This window comes from Pseudomonas sp. NY15181, assembly GCF_048068055.1.
Lineage (GTDB): Bacteria > Pseudomonadota > Gammaproteobacteria > Pseudomonadales > Pseudomonadaceae > Pseudomonas.
On the sequence record NZ_JBLUPT010000007.1, the window covers coordinates 270,490 to 290,051 of the forward strand.

Below are 19,562 nucleotides of genomic sequence, written 5' to 3' on the forward strand. Positions count from 1 at the left end.
GTGGGGCCGTGGTGCGGGCGGGAGCCAGAAAAGGGTTTCGGTTTACTCTGTTGGGTAACCGTTTGGGTTCTGCGTCTGCCAGCGCCAGGCATCGACGCACATACTCAACAAGTCCTTTTCGGCACTCCAGCCGAGGTATTGCGCGGCGTGGGCTGGGGCTGCGTAGCATGCGGCAACGTCACCGGGGCGACGGGCTGCAATCTGGTAAGGAATCGATTGGCCGCTGGCCTGCTCGAAGGCGCGAACTACGTCCAGCACACTGTAACCGGTGCCGGTGCCGAGGTTGGCAGTAAAGCATTGCGAGCCATTTAGTCGCTCGAGTGCTTTTAGATGGCCCCGAGCCAAATCAACAACATGGATGTAGTCGCGCACACCGGTGCCATCGGGCGTGGGATAGTCGTTACCCCAGACCATCAGTTGCTCCCGTCGACCGATAGCGACCTGCGCGACAAAGGGCATCAGGTTGTTCGGAATGCCTTGTGGATCCTCACCGATTCGTCCGCTGGGATGTGCGCCAACCGGGTTGAAATAGCGAAGAATGGCAATTTGCCATGTTGGGTCGGAGCGATACAGATCGTGGAGCATGTCCTCGACAATCAGCTTGCTGCGACCATACGGGTTGGTAGCTGACAGTGGATGGTCTTCAGTCAGCGGTAGACGCTGCGGCTCACCGTATACTGTCGCCGATGAGCTGAATACCAGGCGACGTATCCCGCAGGTGTCCATCGCGCTGAGCAGTCGATGTGTGCCAATGACGTTGTTGTCATAATAGGCAAGAGGTTGCTCGACTGATTCACCGACAGCCTTGAGACCGGCGAAATGGATCACTGCAGTGCAGTCGTAGGTGCGTAGCGCAGCCTCGATTGCCGCTTGATCGCGGATGTCACCTTCAACAAGGATGACTGACTTGCCGGTCAATTCCTCAACCCGACGCAGTGACTCGCGGTGGCTGTTGCAGAAATTGTCGAAGACAACGACTTCCTGGCCTGCTGTCAGCAGTTCGAGACAAGTATGTGAACCGATGTAGCCGGCGCCACCCGTAACGAAAATCATCGAAAATCTCACCTTAAAAAACGGTTATCTTAACTCCCCCGCCATCGTACCGAATAGGGACATGCGTCACCTCGCGGATACCGTTTGGCCTGAAGTGGTAGCTAGGCGTCCTGGTGACTCCTCAAGCGCGATCCCGAGTAAGACTGGCCTGGGCCTGCCGCCGATTTAGCCCTGGCGCGGATGGGGGAGGCTATAGGAAGCCAGTGCTACGATGGGATTGTCCGTTCCGCGGGCGCAGCCCACCTGGCCGCTACTGATTCAAAAAGCCGAGCAGCGCTGCCTAGGGTGTGGAGTGAATTGAGGGCGATTACTCGGCCAGCCAACGCGGGTGGCTGTTCCCACGTCTTGGAATGCGTCGCAAAAGGTGTGACGAGATCAATCAGCAGAGAATTTGCTGAGCCCTGCTACAACCTCCTGATTGGTCTTCAGGACGTTGCAGAAGATTGAAATCTATGGTGCCGGCACCAGGAATCGAACCCGGGACCTACTGATTACAAGTCAGTTGCTCTACCAGCTGAGCTATACCGGCAAGGAGGGCCGCCATTATAGCGGCGTCGCCTGGGGTGTAAACCACTGATTTTGCAGTGTGATGCAGTGTCTGATCAGTGCCCGCCAGCTGTAGCTGCGCCGGGTTTGGCGCCGAAGGGTGGCTTGGCGAGGCAGATGACCACCAGCATGGCGAGGAACAGCCAGCCCAGCAGCGTGAAGTAGTCGATGGTGGAGATCATGTAGGCCTGACTTTCCACCATGCGATCGAGCATCGCGGCGCTGTGTTGGCCAGGGCCGCCGAGCTGATCGACGGTCGCTCGGGTGACTGGGTCGTACGGGCTGAGGTTTTCGGTCAGGTAGGCGTGGTGCATGGTCGCTCGGCGGTTCCACAACCAGGTGGTCAGGGACGCGGCGAAGCTGCCGGCGAGGGTGCGCAGGAAGGTGGCCAGGCCCGAGCCGTCGGCGATCTGGTCGGGCGGCAGGTCCGAGAGCAGGATGCTGAGGATCGGCATGAAGAAGAACGCCACGCCCAGGCCCATGAACATCTGCACCAGGGCGACATGGGTGTAGTCGACCTCGGTGGTGAAGCTTGCGCGCATGAAGCAGGTCGCAGCCATCGTCAGGAAGGCCAGGCTGGAGACCAGGCGTAGGTCGAAGTTCTGTGCGTAGCGTCCGACGATCGGTGAGAGGAAGATCGGCAGGACGCCGATCGGCGCAGCCGCCAGGCCCGCCCAGGTGGCGGTGTAGCCCATCTGTGTCTGCAGCCACAGCGGCAGCAGCAGGCCCATGCCGAAGAAACCGGCGTAGCCGCCGACCAGGGCCAGGGTTCCGACAGTGAAGTTTCGGTGCACGAACAGTCGCAGATTGACGATCGGGTGGCGGTCGGTCAGCTCCCAGATCACGAACACGGCCAGGGCGATTACCGCGACCACCGTGCCGCCGATGATGAAGTCGGATTCGAACCAGTCCAGGTCATTGCCCTTGTCGAGCACGATCTGCAAGGCGCCGACGCCCAGTACCAGCATCGCCAGGCCCATGTAGTCCATCGGCGCGTGCTTGATCACCACCGGGCGCTCGCGCAGTTGCTGGTAGACCACCATGGCGGCGAACAGGCCGATGGGCACGTTGATGAAGAAGATCCATGGCCAGCTGTAGCTGTCGGTGATCCAGCCGCCGAGGATCGGCCCTGCGATCGGCGCGACTACGGTCACCATGGCCAGCAGCGCCAATGCCATCCCCCGTTTGGCGGGGGGATAGATGGAGATCAGCAGGGTCTGGGTGATCGGGTAGAGCGGTCCGGCGACGAAGCCTTGCAGTGCGCGGAAGCCGACCAGCATGCTCATCTGCTGCGCAACGCCGCAGAGGAAGGAGGCGATCACGAACAGCACGGTGGCGGCGATGAACAGCCGCACCTCGCCGACGCGCCGGCTGAGCCAGCCGGTCAGCGGCAGGGCGATGGCGTTGCTCACCGCGAAGGAGGTGATCACCCAGGTGCCCTGCTCGGAGCTGACGCCCAGGTTGCCGGAGATGGTCGGCAACGCCACGTTGGCGATGGTGGTGTCCAGCACCTGCATGAAGGTCGCCAGCGACAGGCCGATGGTGGCCATCACCAGGCTGGGCGGGGAAAAGCTGCTGTTCTGGCTCATGGCGTCGGGGGCATCAGCGCTGCGCGGTGCGGTGGTTGGCGTCGGCTAGGTTGGCGTGGATCAGTTGCTCGATCAGTTGATCGGCCGAGGCCAGTTGCTGCTGATAGACGTCGGTGGAGAACAACGCTTCGCGCGGCGGTTGCTGGGCCAGGGCAGGGCCGCTCTGGTCGTGCAGGTTGACGTTGACGTCCATCGACAGGCCGATGCGCAGCGGATGCCTGGCCAGCTCGTCCGGGCTGATGCGGATGCGCACGGGCACGCGCTGGACGATCTTGATCCAGTTGCCGGTGGCGTTCTGCGCCGGCAGCAGGGAGAAGGCGCTGCCGGTGCCGACGCCGAGGCTGTCGACGGTTCCGGAGTACTTCACTTCGCTGCCATAGAGGTCGGAGCGGATTTCCACCGGTTGGCCGATGCGCATGTGCTTGAGCTGGGTTTCCTTGAAGTTGGCATCGATCCACACCTGGTCCAGCGGAATCACTGCCATCAATGCGGCGCCCGGCTGTACGCGCTGGCCGACCTGCACGGTGCGCTTGGCGACGTAGCCGGTGACCGGCGCGATGATCACTGCGCGGGCGTCGTCCAGGTAGGCCTGGCGCAGCTTGGCGGCGGCGGCCTTGACGTCCGGATGGGAGGAGATGACGGTGTCGTCGACCAGGGCGCGGTTGGTGTCCAGCTGCTGCTCGGCGCTGGTCAGCGAGCTACGGGCGGTGTCCAGGGCGTCACGGGCGTGGGCCAATTCTTCCTGGGAGATGGCGCCGTCGTTGGCGAGATTCTGCCGGCGCTTGAAGTCCGCCTCGGCCTTGGCCAGGGCGACCTTCTTCGCCGCCACATCAGCCTTGTAGCCATCGACGTTGCTGAACAGGCCGCGTACCTGACGCACGGTGCGCGCGAGGTTGGCTTCGGCCTGCTGCAGGGCGATGTCGGCGTCGCTCGGGTCGAACTTCACCAGCACCTGGCCCTTCTGCACCAGGTCGCCGTCATCGGCGCCGATGCTGACCACGGTGCCGGTGATCTGCGGGGTGATCTGCACCACGTTGCCGTTCACATAGGCGTCGTCGGTGTCCTCGTGCCAGCGGCCGTAGAGGATTTGCCAGGCCACGCTGGCGAGGCCGGCCAGCACGACGACGGCGAGCAGGATCAGCAGCCAGCGCTTGCGCTTGGAATTGCCGTTCTGGATTTCTTGCGTGGGGGTGCTCATGTCGGGTGCCTCGTTCAATGCGCGGCGGCCGCGTTCGCCTGGGCGAGCGGGGCGGGAGTGGAGGTGGTGTCGGGCTGGTAACCGCCGCCCAGGGCCTGGACGAGCTGGACCGAGAGGTCGATGCGCTCGGCGTCCAGGTTGGCCAGTTGGCGCTCGGCCACCAGCAACTGCTGCTGCACGCTGAGGGCGTCGAGGTAGTTGCCGACGCCTTCGCCGTAGCGGCGCATGGCCAGGTCGAAGTTGGACTTGGCGATGTCCCGCGCTTCTCGCTGGTCATCGATTTGCTGCTGCAGCGAGCGCAGCCTGCCGAGGTCGTCGGTGACTTCGCCGAGGGCGTTGACCAGGGTCTTGTTGTACTGGGCCACGGCCAGGTCGTAGTCGGCGTCCTTTCCGGCGAGTTTCGCGCGCAAGCGGCCGCCATCGAAGATCGGCAAGGAAATCGCCGGGGCGATCTGGAAGAAGCGGCTCGGCGCCTTCAGCACGTCCTCGGTGTGCAGGGCGGCCAGGCCGACCATCGCCCCGAGATTGAGGTTCGGATAGAACTCGGTCTTGGCCGACTGGATGTCCTTGGCGCTCGCCTCGACGCGCCAGCGCGCGGCGACGATGTCCGGGCGGCGGCCGAGCAGTTCGGCGGGCAGGTTCGACGGCAGTGCCAGCGCGCCAGGCTTCAGCACCTGCGGGCGTTGCAGGTTCTGCCCGCGATCGGGTCCCTGGCCCAGCAGCACGGCCAGGGCGATGCGGTCGCTGGCGATCTCCTGTTCCGCGGCGGCCAGTTGCTGCTTCGCACTGGCGACCTGGGTCTGCGTCTGCTGCAACTGGACCTTGCTGTCCAGGCCTGCATCCATGCGTTTCTGGCTGAGCTGGTAGAGGTGTTGCGAGCGTTCCAGTTCGTCGTGGGCCAGATCGCGCACGACGAAGGCGTGGGCCAGGTTGCTGTAGGCGCGGGCGACGTTGGTCGACAGGGTGATCGACGCGGCCTGGCGGTCGACTTCGGCCGCGTTGGCCTGGCCCAGGGCCGCTTCCCAGGCGGCGCGCTTGCCGCCCCAAAGGTCCAGGTCATAGCTGAAACTCAGCGAGAGATACTTCACCGCCGAATAACGGCCTCCTATCGGGGCGGGTATCACGCTTTCGGGGGCGCGGATTCCGGCGTAGCTGGCCGTGCCCTTCATGCTGGGCAGGCGGTCGGCGTCCTGCGCCTGGGCCGCGGCGATGGCCTGGCGGGCGCGGGCGCTGGCGATGTCCAGGTCCGGGGTGCCGCGCAGGGCTTCGTCGATCAGGCTGTCCAGTTGCGGATCACCCAGGGCGGTCCACCAGCGCTGGCTGGGCCAGGCGGCGGGAGACAGCGTTGTGCCGTCGAGGGTGGTTCCTGCTTTCAGGCTGGCGGGGTCGGTGGCCTCGCCGCTGGGCAGGAGGCCCGACGAGCTGACGCAACCCGCGAGGCTCAGCATGGTGCCGAGTACGCAAGCCGGCACTCGGGCGATACGCAAGGAGATCATGCTCTGTTCTCCTGGGCCTGGTCGTTGGGCAGCACGCCGTGGGCTTGCAGGATCTTGTCGAGCAGGCTGGTCAGGGTGTGCAGTTCTTCGCGGGACAGACTGCCGACCAACTCGTTCATCGCCGCCGCGGCGATCTGTGGAGACTGGGCGTGCACTGCCTGGCCGGCCGCGCTGAGGTGCAGGCGTACGCTGCGCCGATCGTTCTGGCAGGGCTGGCGGACCAGCAGGTCCTTGCGCGCCAGGCGATCGAGCATCCGCGTCATCGAACCACTGTCGATGGACAGCTCGCGGCACAGCTCGGCCGGGGTATTGGCGCGGTCGTGGCCGATGAAGAACAGCACCTTGAACTGGGCCGCGGTGATGTCCAGGTGTGCCAGGTGCTTGTCCAGCAGGCGGTCCTTGAGGAGCGCACTGGCCCCCAGCAGGTGGCCGATGGAGCCCTTGAAGGGAAAATCCGCGACGTCGTAGTGATTCATGGCAAGACTAATTGCTGTCTAGGCAGGGATATATTTCGAAATATTACTGCTTAGGCAGGGATTGACAAGGGCTGATTGTCGCCATGGGGGAACAATCAATTCCATGAATCGAAATTGATGTGCTTGGAGCAACAGGTTCTGTCGGGGGGGGGGGGGGCGGGTGTGAAAGCCGCGGCTTATTCACAGTGCCCGGCGCTTTTCGGAAGAAATTGAATATTCGTTGTGAGCTCCATCACGGCTTTTTCTAATTATTTGTTTTTAAAGGAGTTAAGAAAAAGTTCGGAAAATGGCCAAACTGCCCCGGTGCTCTCTGGACTGGGCATGAGCGCGATTTTTCTCGGCGATTTCAACAGAGTTATCCACAGCTGTTGTGGATGGATGGCTGGAACGTGCGTCTCAGAAGCGTTCCGCGAGCAGAAGCAGGTTGCGAGGTGTCATGCGTGGCTCGCAGAAGCTGCCGAGGGTGACCTTATAACCACGCTCCTGGAGAAAGAGCGCTCGATCCAGCAGTAGCCACAGTTCCAGTGGGCGACGGAATAGCCCACGCACCAGCTCCAGGTTGCGCACCACGGCCAGGCGCTTCCAGCCTTGCCCCTCCAGGGCCGGCCAGTCGCGCTCGGCGGGTAATGGCAGGCCTTTCAGTGCGGCGAGATCATGGCAGTAGTCGGCGAAGGGTTTATCGAGCCATGCCGGCGGGACCGAAGGCACCGGCAAATAGTCGTCGATTCCCCGCAGATCACGCTGCAGCAGGTCGAATGCCAGCCGGCGCGCCATCGAGCTGTCACGCTGCCGGCGCACGCGGGCCCCGGCGGTGACGGTTTCGGCCAGCGGCAGGCGCAGGTCGTCCCGCGACAGGAGCAGCGCCGAGCCTTGCGCCGCGTTGGAAAGGGCGCGGTAGTGGTCGCTGTCGATACGGTTATAACAGCAGGGGGCGACGGCCAGCTGGCGGCAACCGCGCTCGCTGGCCAATTTCAGCAGGCGCACGTGCAGGTCGCCGCAGGCGTGCAGGGCGACTGCCGTCTGCTCGCTCTCCAGATGTTCGACCGCATCCTGTTCAAGCACATCCTGCTGACGGTGCATGGCCCGCAGCTTTAGCCGATCGCTCAAACGCTGCCCGTCTTCCACCAGGGCGGCGTCGTACTCCAGGCTGAGCAGGGGGGTGCCATCGCGTGCCAGCAGACGGCCGAGATGACCCTTGCCCGCGCACCAGTCGAGCCACTGGCGGGGCGGTTGGGCGAAGCGCAGGCGGCTGGCGAATGCCTCGATCTGTTGCCATTTGCGGCCGGGCACGTCGACCGTCAGGGCCGTGGGTAACGGGCCGAGCGCGACCGCTGGCAACTCCCCGACGGCGGACAGGCGCGCGGCAGTCTCGGCCAGTTCGGGAAAGGGGGCGGGAGCGTGCAGCTGTGCGGTGAGGTGATGATCCGCATCGGCCTCTTCCAGGCTGCGGCCACGCAGCCAGTTGGCCAGCTCCGGGTGTTCGCGTTCCCACGGCAGTTCGAGCACGGTGAACGGTTTCGGGCGCCACAACGCCTGGTGCTCCAGCAGGAAACCGTCCAATGCCTGGAAGCGCTGGATCAGGTCGGAGCCGGTCAGGGGAGTGTCGTCAGAGTGCACGGTGTGAAGCGGGAGGAAGCCACGGGGCGCGCATTATAGCGGCCCCGTGGTCAGGCGGGCGCGCCGGTCAGCGGCCCTGCATCATGTCGACGCGCAGCCAGTGCTCGACGAGGCGGAAGACGCGGGTCAGCAGCAGGGTGATCAGCAGGTAGAAGGCGCCGGCCAGGCAGAAGAACAACATGGCCTCATAGGTGCGCGCGATGATGGTGCGGGTCATGCCCATGATGTCGAACAGGGTCACGGTGTACACCACGGCGCTGGCCTTGAGCATGAGGATCACCTCGTTGCTGTAGGCCGGCAGGGCGATGCGCGCCGCACGCGGCAGGATGATGTGGAACAGCGCCTGGCGCCGCGACATGCCCAGTGCACGGGCTGCTTCCACTTCACCGAACGGGATGGCGTGGATGGCGCCGCGGAGGATTTCCGCGATGTAGGCCGCCGTGTGCAGGGTCATGGTCAACAGCGCGCACCAGTAGGGATCGCGCAGGTACGGCCAGAGACTGCTCTTGCGCACCGCATCGAACTGCGCGAGGCCGTAGTAGACCAGGGCCAACTGCAGCAGCAGCGGAGTGCCGCGGAAGAAGAAGACGTAGGCATAGGGCACTGCGCGCACGTACCAATGGCGCGAGGCGCGGGCGATACCCAGCGGTATTGCCAGGCACAGGCCGGCGACCACGGCGATGGCCAGCAGCTCCAGGGTCAGCTGCACGCCCAGGAGCATCTTCGGCATCCACTTGAGAATCAGCTCGAAATCGGTCATAGCTCGTTCCTCACGAAGCCACGGCCGGCGCGGCGCTCAAGGTAATGCAGGGCGGCCATCACGAAGATGGTCAGACCCAGGTAGATCAGTGCCGCCACCATGTAGAAGGTGAAGGGCTCCTTGGTCGCGTTGGAAGCGACGCTGGCCTTGCGCATGATTTCGTCGAGGCTGATCAGCGAGACCAGCGCGGTGTCCTTCAGCAGGATCAGATAGAGGTTGCCCAGGCCCGGCAATGCCACGCGCCACACCTGTGGCAGCACGACGCGCCAGAAGATGCGCGGAGCGGAAAGCCCCAGCGCCTGGCCGGCCTCGCGATGTCCCTTGGGGATCGCCAGCAGTGCGCCACGGAACACCTCAGTGGCGTACGCGCCGAAGCAGAGGCCCAGTGCACAGGTACCGGCGGCGAAGGGCGACAGGGCGAACTCGGGGTGGCCGAACAGGTCACCCAGGGCGTTCAGTCCGGTCACGGTGCCGAAGTAGATCATCAGTACCCAGAGGGTCTCGGGTACGCCGCGTACCACGGTGGTGTAGAAACCGCCGAGCATGCGCAGGAAATTGTTCTTGGACGTTTTGGCTACCGCGCCCAGCAGACCGAGGATCAGTCCGACGCAGACTGCGGAAAGCGAGAGCTTGAGCGTCATCCAGGTGCCGGCGATCAGCTGATCGCCAAAGCCGTGCAGGTCGAAAATCATGGGGAATCACGCCTGAGGGCACGCGCCGCCCGAGGCCGGGCGGCGCGGCACGTGCATCAGTAGATGCTGAAGGGGAAGTACTTTTCGTTGATCTTCTTGTAGGTACCGTCGTCGACGATTTCCTTCAGAGCGGCGTTCAGCTTGTCACGCAGCGGGTCACCCTTGCGCACGGCGATGCCGATCTTGTCGTTGTCGAACACCGGCTCGCCCTTGAACTCGAAGTCCTTGCCGGCGTCGCTTTTCAGCCAGTCGTACTGCACGAATTTGTCGGCCAGCACGCCGTCGAGGCGGCCCGAGGACAGGTCGAGGTAGGCGTTTTCCTGGGTGTCGTACAGCTTGATGGTGACGGTGTCGGACATGTTGTCCTCAAGCCAGGTACCGGCAACGGTCGCGCGCTGGGCACCGATCACCTTGCCTTTCAGGTAGCCCTTGTCGGTCTTGAAGTCGGTCGACTTGGGCGCCACGAACTGCAGCTTGTTGGTGTAGTACGGGCTGGTGAAGTCCACGGCCTGCTTGCGCTCGTCGGTGATCGACATGGAAGCGACGATGAAGTCGAACTTCTTGGCGTTCAGCGCCGGGATGATGCCGTCCCAGTCGGAGGTCACGACGTCGCACTCGGTCTTCATCTTGGCGCACAGGGCCTTGGCGATGTCGATGTCGAAGCCGATGACCTGGCCGCTGGCGTCGATGCCGTTGAAGGGCGGGTAGGCGCCTTCGGTGCCGATGCGCAGCTTCTCCGCAGCAATGGCGTTGCCCCCGATGGCCAGGGTGGCCGCGACAGCCAGGAAGACTTTCTTATAGTTTTTCATGCAGTGATGCTCCGTTAGCGGTGGCTGGACATGAATTGTTTGCAGCGTGCCGATTGCGGGTTCTCGAAGACCTGCTGCGGCGGGCCTTGCTCTTCTACCAGGCCCTGGTGGAGGAACACCACCTCGCTGGAAACCTGGCGGGCAAAGTTCATTTCGTGGGTGACCAGCAACATGGTGCGGCCTTCCTCGGCGAGCGCGCGGATGACGTTGAGCACTTCCTGGACCATTTCCGGGTCGAGTGCGGACGTCGGCTCGTCGAAGAGAATGACCTTGGGCTGCATCGCCAGGGTGCGGGCGATGGCGGCGCGCTGCTGCTGACCGCCGGAAAGCTGGGACGGGAAGCTGTGGCGCTTGTCGGCAATGCCGACCTTGGCCAGCAAGGCCTCGGCGATCTCGGTGGCTTCGGCGCGGGTCTTGCCCAGCACGCGGCGCGGGGCCTCGATGATGTTGTCGAGGATGCTCATGTGCGGCCAGAGATTGAAGTTCTGGAAGACGAAGCCCAGTTCGCTGCGCAGGCGGTTGATCTGCTTGCCGTCGGCGGCGACCAGCGATCCGTCCTTGGCCTTCTTCAGCTTGAGCTCTTCACCGGCGACCAGGATCTGGCCCTGGTGCGGGTTCTCCAGCAGGTTGATGCAGCGCAGGAATGTGGATTTGCCGGAACCGGAGGAGCCGAGGATGGAAATCACATCGCCGTCGCGGGCAGTCAGGGAAATGCCTTTGAGCACTTCCAGGTCACCGTAACGCTTGTGCAGATTACGGATTTCCAGTGCGGGTATGGCCTCGGCCATAGGGGGCTCCTCTATTGTTATTAGGACGCTCTCGCAGTGGGTACTGCAGAATCGGGGCCATCCTGGCGAGGGGCAAGCTAACACGCGTCCCAGGGGGCGCCAAGCGCTCATCCGCCGCTGTTCCCCGGGATAGCGGCAAGTTGTCGCATTGCCACAGTGTGTTGTCGCTTGGGCTGAACTCGCGGTGTGGAGAGGGCGCTGCGTCGCGGGGGGCGCGATAGTGCCAGCTTCCGCTGACGGGGAAAAGACCGGCGGCCTGGAGGGCCGCCGGCTTCGATCATTGCATCAGCTGGCGCAGTTGCGGTGATGGATCGCTGATGACCTCGGCCGGCGTCACATCATCCTCGGACTCCGGGGGTTGGCTGGCCATCAGGTTCGGGTGGCCGGAGAGACGGGGAATCGGCAGTACCTTGCCGTCAGCCAGGCCACTCGCGCCCGGCTCGCTGGCGTTGACCGGCGACTTGCGTGGCTGGGTGGTGACGTGGAAGTCGGTGATCTCGATGATGCCCTTGCCTTCGGCCAGCAGGTGGAAGGAGAACGCCTTGCGTGCCTCTTCGTTGTCGAAGGAGAAGGTGACCGCCAATGGCTCGTTACGCTTCACCAGCGGGAACTCCGGCATCTGGATGGGGACCGGTTTCTCGAAGGAGCGGGTCTTTAGCGTGACCTTGGCGCCGTTGGCATCCATCTGGATGGCGCGAATCTTCAGGCTCACCGTGGTGCGCGAGTTGGCCGGGAACTCCAGGTACTGAGCGCCGATCAGGTTGTCGGTGTACTCATTGTCGATCTGCGGCTTCAGGCGAATGCGTTCCTTGGTCGCGAACTGGTATTCCCGTGCCGACTGGGCGTTGACCACCGACTGGTCGAGGATGTCGGCGCGGGCGGTCATCAGGCGCGCGTCGCGGCCACTGAAGCGGCCCTCGAACTTGGCGCTGTCGGCGATGAAGCCGTCACTCTTGTAGCGCCTACAGACCTGCTGGAAGTCGCACTCGATGAAGGTGCTCTTGCCGTCGTGATAGCGCTGCATGCCGTTGGTGAAGGAGACCATCTCCCGGCCCGTCTCGTATTCGCGGAATAGCGAGCGGCCGGCAATGTCCTGCGGCGCCTTGATGGCGAAGTAATCGAGGACCGAGGACTCCAGGTCCACGTGGCCATAAACACCGTCCTTCACCGGCGGCAGCGCGGCCTGCTCCGGTGCGAAGACCAGATTCAGGCCCCAGGCCGAAGCGAGGCGTACGTTGTCGATGCCGTGGGACTCATCGGAGGTGACGATCACCAGGGTGTCCTTGAGTACGCCTTTTTCTTCCAGGCCCCTGAGGAAGGCGTCCACGGCGTCGTCCAGGTAGGCAATGGCGGCCTGGCGTGGCGTCGAGTACTTGGCCAGGTATTCCGGGGTGGCCGAGTAGGGTTGGTGGGTGCCGACGGTCAGCAGGGTGAGCATCCACGGCTGCTTCTTCTGGCGCAGCTGGCCGACGTAGTCCAGCGCACCTTCGAAGAAGGCCTTGTCATCCATGCCCCAGGCGAATTCCAGATAGGGTTGCTTCTTGAACCAGTCGCGGCCCAGGGTCTTGTCGAAACCCATGGCCGGCATGATCTTGTCCTTGGCCATGAAGCGCAGCCCGGCCCCTTGCAGGAAGTGGGTGCTGAAGCCGGCCTGGTGCATCTGCGCTGGCAGGCACTCGGCGGCGCGAGTCGGGTTGCCCAGCAGTTCGACGCCTTTGGGCGTGCCGTTGTCCAGCTTGCTGTAGTCGCCGCAGAGCATGGCGTACAGGCCGCGAATGGTCTGGTGGCTGTGCACCACGTAATCCGGGGTGGTCATTGCCCGCTCGGCCCAGGTGCTGAGCTTGGGCATCACCGATTCTTCGTAGCTGCTGCTCAGCGCGGCGCGGTTGGTGGCGACATAGGCGCCGGGAATACCCTCCATGGCGATGATCAGCACGTTCTTCGCCTGGCCGCGGCCGGGCAGCAGCGGGGTGCCATTGAGGTCGTGCTGGGTCAGGCCAGTGACGTTGGGTCTGACCTCCGGCAGGTCGCGATCGCGCCAGTCCTGGTAGGCGATTTCACCGCTGGTGATGGCGCGGGAGACCAGTTGGTGCGGCAGGTTGAACTGCTTCCACATTTCCGCGTCGCTGGGCTGGAAGTACTGCAGGCCGAAGTGACCGGCCAGCAGCGCGGCCGGCACCGCATAGGCGTAGCGCGGCAGCGGTTGCTCCCGGCGGCGCCAGAGCAGGGCGCAGAGCAGGATGCCGACGCCGATGGCGATAGCCAGATGCTGGTGATTGATGCCACCGCCTTCGGTGGAGTTGGCGACGAAGGTGGGGTCGGCAAGGAAGCGCAGGTCTTCCGGGGCGGGCATGCGGCCCACGGCGCTGACCAGCTCGGCGGTGCCGATCACCGACAGCGCCCAGACCAGCATCACCGGGATGGCGATGAACAGTCGTCGGTTGTGCAGCGCCACCACGAGCAGCGTGCCGAGCGTGAGGTCGGACAGATAGCCCAGTGGCGTGCCCCAGCCAAGGCTGTAGCGGCCAAACAGAGGGATCAACAGGAAAAGGGCAGACAGGGTGGCCAGGTTGCCCCGTGAATTCCACCAGCGAGTGAGTGCGCGCACAGTGACTCCGCTATGAAACATCGGATGCCGGAGGGTATGCCGCGAAAAAGGCGGGAATCGTCCGGTCGGTCATGATTCTGAAAGAACAACGTGCTACGTGCCAGTAGACAGTGTAGTTCGGCAAACATTCGACACGATTCGTGCGAAGGCGCCGGGAGCGGGAGGGACTTGTGCGGGCGGAAACGAAAAAGCCCCTGAAATCTCTCGATTTCAGGGGCTTTCGGAATGCTTGGTGCCCAGGGACGGAATCGAACCGCCGACACGGGGATTTTCAATCCCCTGCTCTACCAACTGAGCTACCTGGGCAACGTGGCGCGCATTAAAAGGGTTTTCGGAAAGGGTGTCAAGCGTGCCGCGAAAAAATTTTTCAAATAATACCGAAGCTTACGCGCTGGGCGGGACGTAGCCCTCGGCCTGCGCGTATTCCTCGCCAGAAAGGAACTTGTCCATCTCGGCGGTGAGGAACTTGCGATCGTCGGCGTTCATCATGTTCAGGCGACGCTCATTGATCAGCATGGTCTGGTGTTTCTGCCACTCGTCCCAGGCTTTCTTCGAGACGTGCTCGAAGATGTCCTGGCCATTGGCTCCGGGGTAGGGCGCGCGATCGAGGCCGGGCAGCTCTTCTTTGTACTTGCGGCACATCACCAGTCGGGTCATGACATTTCTCCTGCATTCAACACGTCGGCGGCTCGTTTGAGCAGCTTCTTCACCGGGGCGGCGAGGCCGAGCCGCGGCGGGGTGGCGAGGTTATACCAGAGCCAGTCGCCCTCGGCCACGGCGGGGGCTGCGTCCTCGACGCGCACCAGCCAGGGCTCGATGGCCAGCTGGAAGTGGCTGAAGGTGTGGATCAGGCCGGGCAGCTCGCGGCGCTCGCCCAGGCGCAGGGCGTGGTGCTGCGCCAGCGGGTCGAGGGCTGCCAGGTCGTCCAGTTCCGGGAAGCTCCACAGCCCGCCCCAGAGGCCGGTCGAGGGACGGCGGTAGAGCAGGATGTCGCCCTCGCGGTTGGCCAGGATCGGCATCAGCGTGCGCTTGCGCGGCAGTTCCTTGCGCGGCTTGGGCACCGGGAAGTCGGCCTCGCGGCCCAGCAGATGCGCGCGGCAGCCCTCGCGCAGCGGGCAGAGCAGGCAGCTCGGCTTGCTGCGGGTGCAGAGGGTGGCGCCCAGGTCCATCATCGCCTGGGTGTAGTGGTTGACCCGCGCGTGCGGCGTGAAGCGCTCGGCGGCGTCCCACAGTTGCCTGGCCACCTTGGGCTCGCCCGGATAGCCGTCGCAGGCGAGATAACGCGCCAGTACGCGCTTGACGTTGCCGTCGAGGATCGGTGCGCGCAGGCCCATGGAGATGCTGGCGATGGCACCGGCGGTGGAGCGGCCGATGCCGGGAAGTTCGGCGAGCCGCTCGGCGTCGCGGGGGAATTCGCCGCCGTGCAGTTCCATCACCAATTTCGCCGTCTTGTGCAGGTTGCGGGCGCGGGTGTAATAGCCCAGGCCCGTCCACAGATGCAGCACTTCGTCTTCCGGCGCGGCAGCGAGGTCCGCCACCGTCGGCAGTGCGCTCATGAAGCGGTCGAAGTAGCCCATCACGGTGGCGACCTGGGTCTGCTGCAACATGATTTCCGAGACCCACACCCTGTAGGGTGTGATGTTCTGCTGCCAGGGCAGGTCATGGCGGCCATGGCGGTCGAACCAGTCGAGCACCGCCGAATTGAAACGTTCCGGGGTCATTTCTTCTTGAGCAGCCCTTTGAGTGCGTCTTTGAGTTCGGGACTGACCTTGTCGCCGAACTTCTCTTCGAGTTTTTCGTTCAGCCGTTCCCCGGCCAGTTGTCCGGCGATCTTGCCGAGGCCGTCCTTGTCCAGGCGGCAGGCCTTGGCGCCCAGTTCCAGCGGGCCGCGGCAGCGCAGCGGCCATTCGATGCCGACGTAGCGCTTGTTCACCTGGCAGGCCGGATCGGGCATTTCGCTCTTGTCGCCTTCGATGATCACGCCGATGCGGTAGTCCATGCCCAGCACGCGCAGGTCAATGTCGCCGTCACCCTTGACGGTCAGGCCGGGAATGCTCGCCTTCAGGTCCGGGTTGCTGGCCACGCCATTGCGGAAGGTCAGGTTGCCCTGCAGTTCGCGGAAGGGCGTGTCCTTGCCGCCGTGCGTTCCCTCCAGTGCCTTGCGGTTGACGGTGGCGATGCCTTGGCACAGCTGCTGTTCCAGGTTGGCGTTGAGCAGTACGCCTTGGGTCAGGACGAAATGCGCGGTGCCATTGAGGTTGTCGATCCAGGCCTTCTGGCTGAGGCCCTGGGTGGTGATGTCGGCGTCCAGGTCGAGCAGGCCCTTCACCGGCGGCTTCTGGCCCTGGGATTCGAGCAGGCGGTCCACCGGCACGTCGGCGATGTGCTTCTGCGCCTTGAGCAGCGGCACGTCCTGGCGCACGTCGAGGCTGGCGGTGGCGTTGAACTTGCCGTCGTAGAGTTCGCCGCGCATGTCGTCGAGGTTGAGCAGGCCGTCCTGGCCGTGCAGCTTGAGGATGGCATTCTCGATCGGCAGCTTGTCGAGGCTCAGCTGGCCGAGTTGCAGGGCGACGTCCAGGTCGAGGCTGCGCAGTTTGGCGACCGGCAGCATGGGAGCGTCGCTCCAGGCCTGCTGGGTCGGCGCGTTGGGCAGCGGGGTGTCGCCCTGGATAGCGTTGCTGGTGGTGGCCTCGACCTCGGCCTTGCGCGCGGCGCTGGTGGCTTCCTGGGCCTTGGCGGCCTTGGCCGGCAGGTAGCGGTCGAGGTCCAGGCGGTCGCCGCTCAGTTGGGCGCGGATGGCCTGCTTGCTGAAGTCGGCGATGCCGAGGTTGCCGCTGAAGTTGCTGTCGTCGAGCTTCAGCTTGATGTCGCCAAGGTCCAGGCTGTTGCGGGTGCCGGCCAGGCGGGTGGACAGCTCCAGCTTGGTCAGGGTGTTGGCGTCGGCCATTTCCGGCAGGGTCTGGCCGATGCCATTGAGGAATTCGCGCAGGTTGAACGGCGCCAGCGACAGACCGCCATCGAGCTTGGGCTCCTTGTCCAGCTCGCGGGCCTTGATCTCGCCGAGGGCGCGCAACTGATTGACGGTGATCTTCAGGCCATTCCACTCGGCGACCTGGGCGGCCTGGTCGAGCACCAGCTGGCCCTGGGCGCTATAGCTGGCGGTCTTGCCCTGGAGCGGGTCGCCGGAGATTTCGCCGGAGAGCTTGGTGTCCTCCAGTTGATAGCGCTTGAGGGCGCGGTCGAAACGCAGGTTGCCGGTCAGTTCGGTGCGGGCGCGGATTACCGGTTGGTTGCTGCCCAGGTAGGCGCTGAACTTGACCGGGATGTTGCTGCCCTCGCGGATGGCGCCGGTGGCCAGCTCAATGCCTTCGGCCGTGTAGTTCTTGCCGCTCTGCGCGTCGGCGTAGTCGATGCGTGCGTTCTTCACCGTCAGGCTGTCGATGTCGAGCTTCATCGGCTGGTGCGCATCGGCGGTGGCCGGCTTGGCCGGTGCGCTGGGGGCGGGCGCCGGCTGCGAGGCAACGGGTGCGGCGCCGGCCGGCTGGAGAGGCTTGCCGATGTTTTCCCAGTTGCCGGCGCCGTTCTTGTCTCGGCTCAGGCTCAGGGTCAGGCCTTCGATGCGGATGTCGCTCATCTGCAGCTCCTTGCGCAGCAGCGGCAACACACGCACCGACATGCCCAGCAGTTGCACGTCGGCGAAAGGCTGGCCGGGGGTCTGCAGGGTGGCGACGCTGGTGTCGTGCAGCTCCAGGCCCAGCCAGGGGAACAGACTCCAGCCGATGTCGCCCTTGAGGTTCAGCTCGACGTTGGCCTTGTCGCGGGCCAGTTGGCGGATTTCGTCCTTGTAGTCGTTCGGGTTGAAGAAGTGGGTCAGCACGAAGCCAGCTGCGACGATGAGCAGCAGCAGGCCCAGGACAGCGATGCCGAGGATTTTGCCGAACGCTTTCATGACGGGTCCTTGTTCAGGCAGCGGATGGGATAGCGGGAAAGTATATCAACGACGCACCCGCACCTCAGGCGGAGGGGAAAGGTGCTGGAGCTGCCAGGTTTGAACGGAGGGCTGGAGCACGGTTCCCTGCGGCGTCGCTCCTGCCGATCCGGTCGCAGAATGGCGGCGGATCTGGCCGGCCTGGCTCAGGCTGGCAGCAGCGTCAGTCCGAGGCGTTCGGCGAAGGCGGCGGCGTCCGGCTGGTCGGCCGGCGCGCTCAGGCGCAGCGCGGCGCCCTGCAGGATGGCCAGGCGCTGGGTTTCCTCCAGCAGGCGCCGGGCTACGCCCCGCTCACGGGTAACCTTGCGTACGCACAGGCGTGAGAGGCGCCAGGTGTCCGCGTTGCGTTCGACCCAGGCGGCGCCCAGCAGGCGGTCGTTGAAGCGGCCCGTCAGCAGCAGGCCTTCGTTCAGGCCGCGATCCACCAGTTCCGCGGCGTTGGCGAAGGGCGCCAGCAGCCAGTCCGGCGCGTCGGCGTAGACTTTCAGCAGATCCTGGCGGTCCTGGTCGCTGGGCTGGGTCAGGTGCTGGACGATGACGGGCATGGACGATTCCTCGGTGGCGGTCCCGCAGAGTAGGGCGCTCAGTTTAAGGAGAAGCCGCACCGATCGGCCAGCGCCGACCACCGCCCATAGCCGCGCCGGGCCTGGCGCGCCTATAATGCTGCCCCTTCTTATAATTACGTGCAGTGTTAGCTGTGGAGCTGGTGATGGCCGAACGCAAGGCATCCGTCGCGCGCGACACCCTGGAAACCCAGATCAAGGTTTCCATCGACCTGGATGGAACGGGCAAGGCCCGCTTCGATACCGGGGTTCCCTTCCTCGAGCACATGATGGACCAGATCGCCCGCCACGGCCTGATCGACCTGGACATCGAGTGCAAGGGCGACCTGCATATCGACGACCACCATACCGTCGAAGATATCGGCATCACCCTCGGCCAGGCCTTCGCCAAGGCCATCGGCGACAAGAAGGGCATCCGCCGCTACGGCCATGCCTACGTGCCGCTGGACGAGGCGCTGTCGCGCGTGGTCATCGACTTCTCCGGCCGTCCCGGCCTGCAGATGCACGTGCCGTTCACCCGCGCCAGCGTCGGTGGCTTCGACGTCGACCTGTTCATGGAATTCTTCCAGGGCTTCGTCAACCACGCCCAGGTGACCCTGCACATCGACAACCTGCGTGGCCACAACACCCACCACCAGATCGAGACCGTGTTCAAGGCCTTCGGCCGCGCGCTGCGCATGGCCATCGAGCTGGACGAGCGCATGGCCGGCCAGATGCCGTCCACCAAAGGGTGCCTGTGATGCAGACGGTAGCCGTCATCGACTACGGCATGGGCAACCTGCACTCGGTGTCCAAGGCGCTGGAGCGCGTGGGCGCCGGGCGCGTGCTGGTGACCAGCGACGCCAACGTGATCCGCGAGGCGGATCGCGTGGTGTTCCCCGGCGTGGGTGCGATCCGCGACTGCATGGCTGAGATCAAGCGCCTGGGCTTCGACAGCCTGGTGCGTGAAGTCAGCCAGGATCGTCCCTTCCTCGGCATCTGCGTCGGCATGCAGGCGCTGCTGGACCACAGCGAAGAGAACGACGGCGTCGACTGCATCGGCCTGTTCCCCGGCCAGGTGCGCTTCTTCGGCAAGGACCTGCACGAGGACGGCGAGCACCTGAAGGTGCCGCACATGGGCTGGAACGAAGTGGCGCAGAGCGTCGACCACCCGCTGTGGCACGACATCCCGAACAACGCGCGCTTCTACTTCGTGCACAGTTACTACATCGAGGCGGGCAACCCGCGCCAGGTGGTCGGTCGCGGCCATTACGGGCGTGATTTCGCCGCCGCGCTGGCTGACGGCTCGCGCTTCGCCGTGCAGTTCCACCCGGAGAAGAGCCATACCCACGGCCTGCAGTTGCTGCAGAACTTCGCCGCCTGGGACGGGCGCTGGTAAG

The 19,562-nt window shown here is 64.5% G+C and carries 17 protein-coding genes and 2 tRNA genes; 2 read left to right on the forward strand and 17 right to left on the reverse strand.

The features are described 5' to 3' along the window. Positions 1 to 42: 42 nt before the first annotated feature. The 17 genes from galE to ACNFBT_RS18155 all read right to left on the reverse strand — a co-directional run bounded on the left by galE (position 43) and on the right by ACNFBT_RS18155 (position 18,165). A complete protein-coding gene (gene galE / locus ACNFBT_RS18075) occupies positions 43 to 1,053 on the reverse strand; it encodes a UDP-glucose 4-epimerase GalE (RefSeq protein WP_416751622.1) in 1,011 nt (336 codons plus the stop codon). A gap of 453 nt (positions 1,054 to 1,506) precedes the next feature. Next, positions 1,507 to 1,582, reverse strand: a tRNA-Thr gene (locus ACNFBT_RS18080). A 73-nt stretch (positions 1,583 to 1,655) separates the two neighbouring features. After that, positions 1,656 to 3,188, reverse strand: coding sequence for a DHA2 family efflux MFS transporter permease subunit (locus ACNFBT_RS18085; protein WP_416751624.1), 1,533 nt, complete (start codon positions 3,186 to 3,188; stop codon positions 1,656 to 1,658). 13 nt (positions 3,189 to 3,201) lie between these two features. Next, entirely contained in the window at positions 3,202 to 4,386 is a 1,185-nt protein-coding gene (locus ACNFBT_RS18090; protein ID WP_416751626.1) for an efflux RND transporter periplasmic adaptor subunit, read from the reverse strand. 14 nt (positions 4,387 to 4,400) lie between these two features. Beyond that, a complete protein-coding gene (locus tag ACNFBT_RS18095; protein ID WP_416751628.1) occupies positions 4,401 to 5,882 on the reverse strand; it encodes an efflux transporter outer membrane subunit in 1,482 nt (493 codons plus the stop codon). Continuing rightward, on the reverse strand, positions 5,879 to 6,358 hold the full coding sequence (locus ACNFBT_RS18100; protein ID WP_416751630.1) for a MarR family winged helix-turn-helix transcriptional regulator: 480 nt from the start codon (positions 6,356 to 6,358) through the stop codon (positions 5,879 to 5,881). The genes ACNFBT_RS18095 and ACNFBT_RS18100 overlap by 4 nt, the downstream gene beginning before the upstream one ends. A 396-nt stretch (positions 6,359 to 6,754) precedes the next feature. Beyond that, the gene (locus tag ACNFBT_RS18105) at positions 6,755 to 7,975 is read right to left on the reverse strand and encodes a methyltransferase (RefSeq protein WP_416751632.1); all 1,221 of its coding nucleotides are present in this window, start codon (positions 7,973 to 7,975) and stop codon (positions 6,755 to 6,757) included. A 67-nt stretch (positions 7,976 to 8,042) separates the two neighbouring features. Further along, the gene (locus tag ACNFBT_RS18110; protein ID WP_416751634.1) at positions 8,043 to 8,735 is read right to left on the reverse strand and encodes an ABC transporter permease; all 693 of its coding nucleotides are present in this window, start codon (positions 8,733 to 8,735) and stop codon (positions 8,043 to 8,045) included. Continuing rightward, positions 8,732 to 9,427: an ABC transporter permease gene (locus tag ACNFBT_RS18115; protein ID WP_275609070.1), complete on the reverse strand. Its 696-nt coding sequence runs from the start codon at positions 9,425 to 9,427 to the stop codon at positions 8,732 to 8,734. The genes ACNFBT_RS18110 and ACNFBT_RS18115 overlap by 4 nt, the downstream gene beginning before the upstream one ends. A 56-nt stretch (positions 9,428 to 9,483) precedes the next feature. Continuing rightward, entirely contained in the window at positions 9,484 to 10,236 is a 753-nt protein-coding gene (locus ACNFBT_RS18120; protein ID WP_416751636.1) for an ABC transporter substrate-binding protein, read from the reverse strand. Positions 10,237 to 10,250: 14 nt separating this feature from the next. Next, a complete protein-coding gene (locus tag ACNFBT_RS18125) occupies positions 10,251 to 11,024 on the reverse strand; it encodes an ABC transporter ATP-binding protein (protein ID WP_207886302.1) in 774 nt (257 codons plus the stop codon). Positions 11,025 to 11,301: 277 nt separating this feature from the next. Further along, positions 11,302 to 13,632 carry an LTA synthase family protein gene (locus tag ACNFBT_RS18130; RefSeq protein WP_416751639.1) on the reverse strand — a complete coding sequence of 777 codons (2,331 nt, stop codon included), beginning with the start codon at positions 13,630 to 13,632 and terminating at the stop codon, positions 11,302 to 11,304. Positions 13,633 to 13,862: 230 nt separating this feature from the next. Then, a tRNA-Phe gene (locus ACNFBT_RS18135) sits at positions 13,863 to 13,938 on the reverse strand. A 78-nt stretch (positions 13,939 to 14,016) separates the two neighbouring features. Next, positions 14,017 to 14,289, reverse strand: a complete 273-nt coding sequence (locus ACNFBT_RS18140; protein WP_416751641.1) for an oxidative damage protection protein — start codon at positions 14,287 to 14,289, stop codon at positions 14,017 to 14,019. Further along, positions 14,286 to 15,353 carry an A/G-specific adenine glycosylase gene (gene mutY, locus ACNFBT_RS18145; protein WP_416751643.1) on the reverse strand — a complete coding sequence of 356 codons (1,068 nt, stop codon included), beginning with the start codon at positions 15,351 to 15,353 and terminating at the stop codon, positions 14,286 to 14,288. The genes ACNFBT_RS18140 and mutY overlap by 4 nt, the downstream gene beginning before the upstream one ends. Next, positions 15,350 to 17,581: an AsmA family protein gene (locus tag ACNFBT_RS18150; protein WP_416751645.1), complete on the reverse strand. Its 2,232-nt coding sequence runs from the start codon at positions 17,579 to 17,581 to the stop codon at positions 15,350 to 15,352. Before ACNFBT_RS18150 ends, mutY begins: the two co-directional genes overlap by 4 nt. Positions 17,582 to 17,766: 185 nt before the next feature. Continuing rightward, positions 17,767 to 18,165, reverse strand: a complete 399-nt coding sequence (locus ACNFBT_RS18155) for an acetyl-CoA sensor PanZ family protein (protein ID WP_416751647.1) — start codon at positions 18,163 to 18,165, stop codon at positions 17,767 to 17,769. Positions 18,166 to 18,329: 164 nt separating this feature from the next. Between ACNFBT_RS18155 and hisB the strand changes: the two genes are divergently transcribed. Both hisB and hisH read left to right on the forward strand, forming a co-directional pair. Beyond that, positions 18,330 to 18,923 carry an imidazoleglycerol-phosphate dehydratase HisB gene (gene hisB / locus ACNFBT_RS18160; protein WP_152226950.1) on the forward strand — a complete coding sequence of 198 codons (594 nt, stop codon included), beginning with the start codon at positions 18,330 to 18,332 and terminating at the stop codon, positions 18,921 to 18,923. Then, a complete protein-coding gene (gene hisH / locus ACNFBT_RS18165; protein WP_416751650.1) occupies positions 18,923 to 19,561 on the forward strand; it encodes an imidazole glycerol phosphate synthase subunit HisH in 639 nt (212 codons plus the stop codon). The genes hisB and hisH overlap by 1 nt, the downstream gene beginning before the upstream one ends. Position 19,562 lies beyond the last annotated feature (1 nt).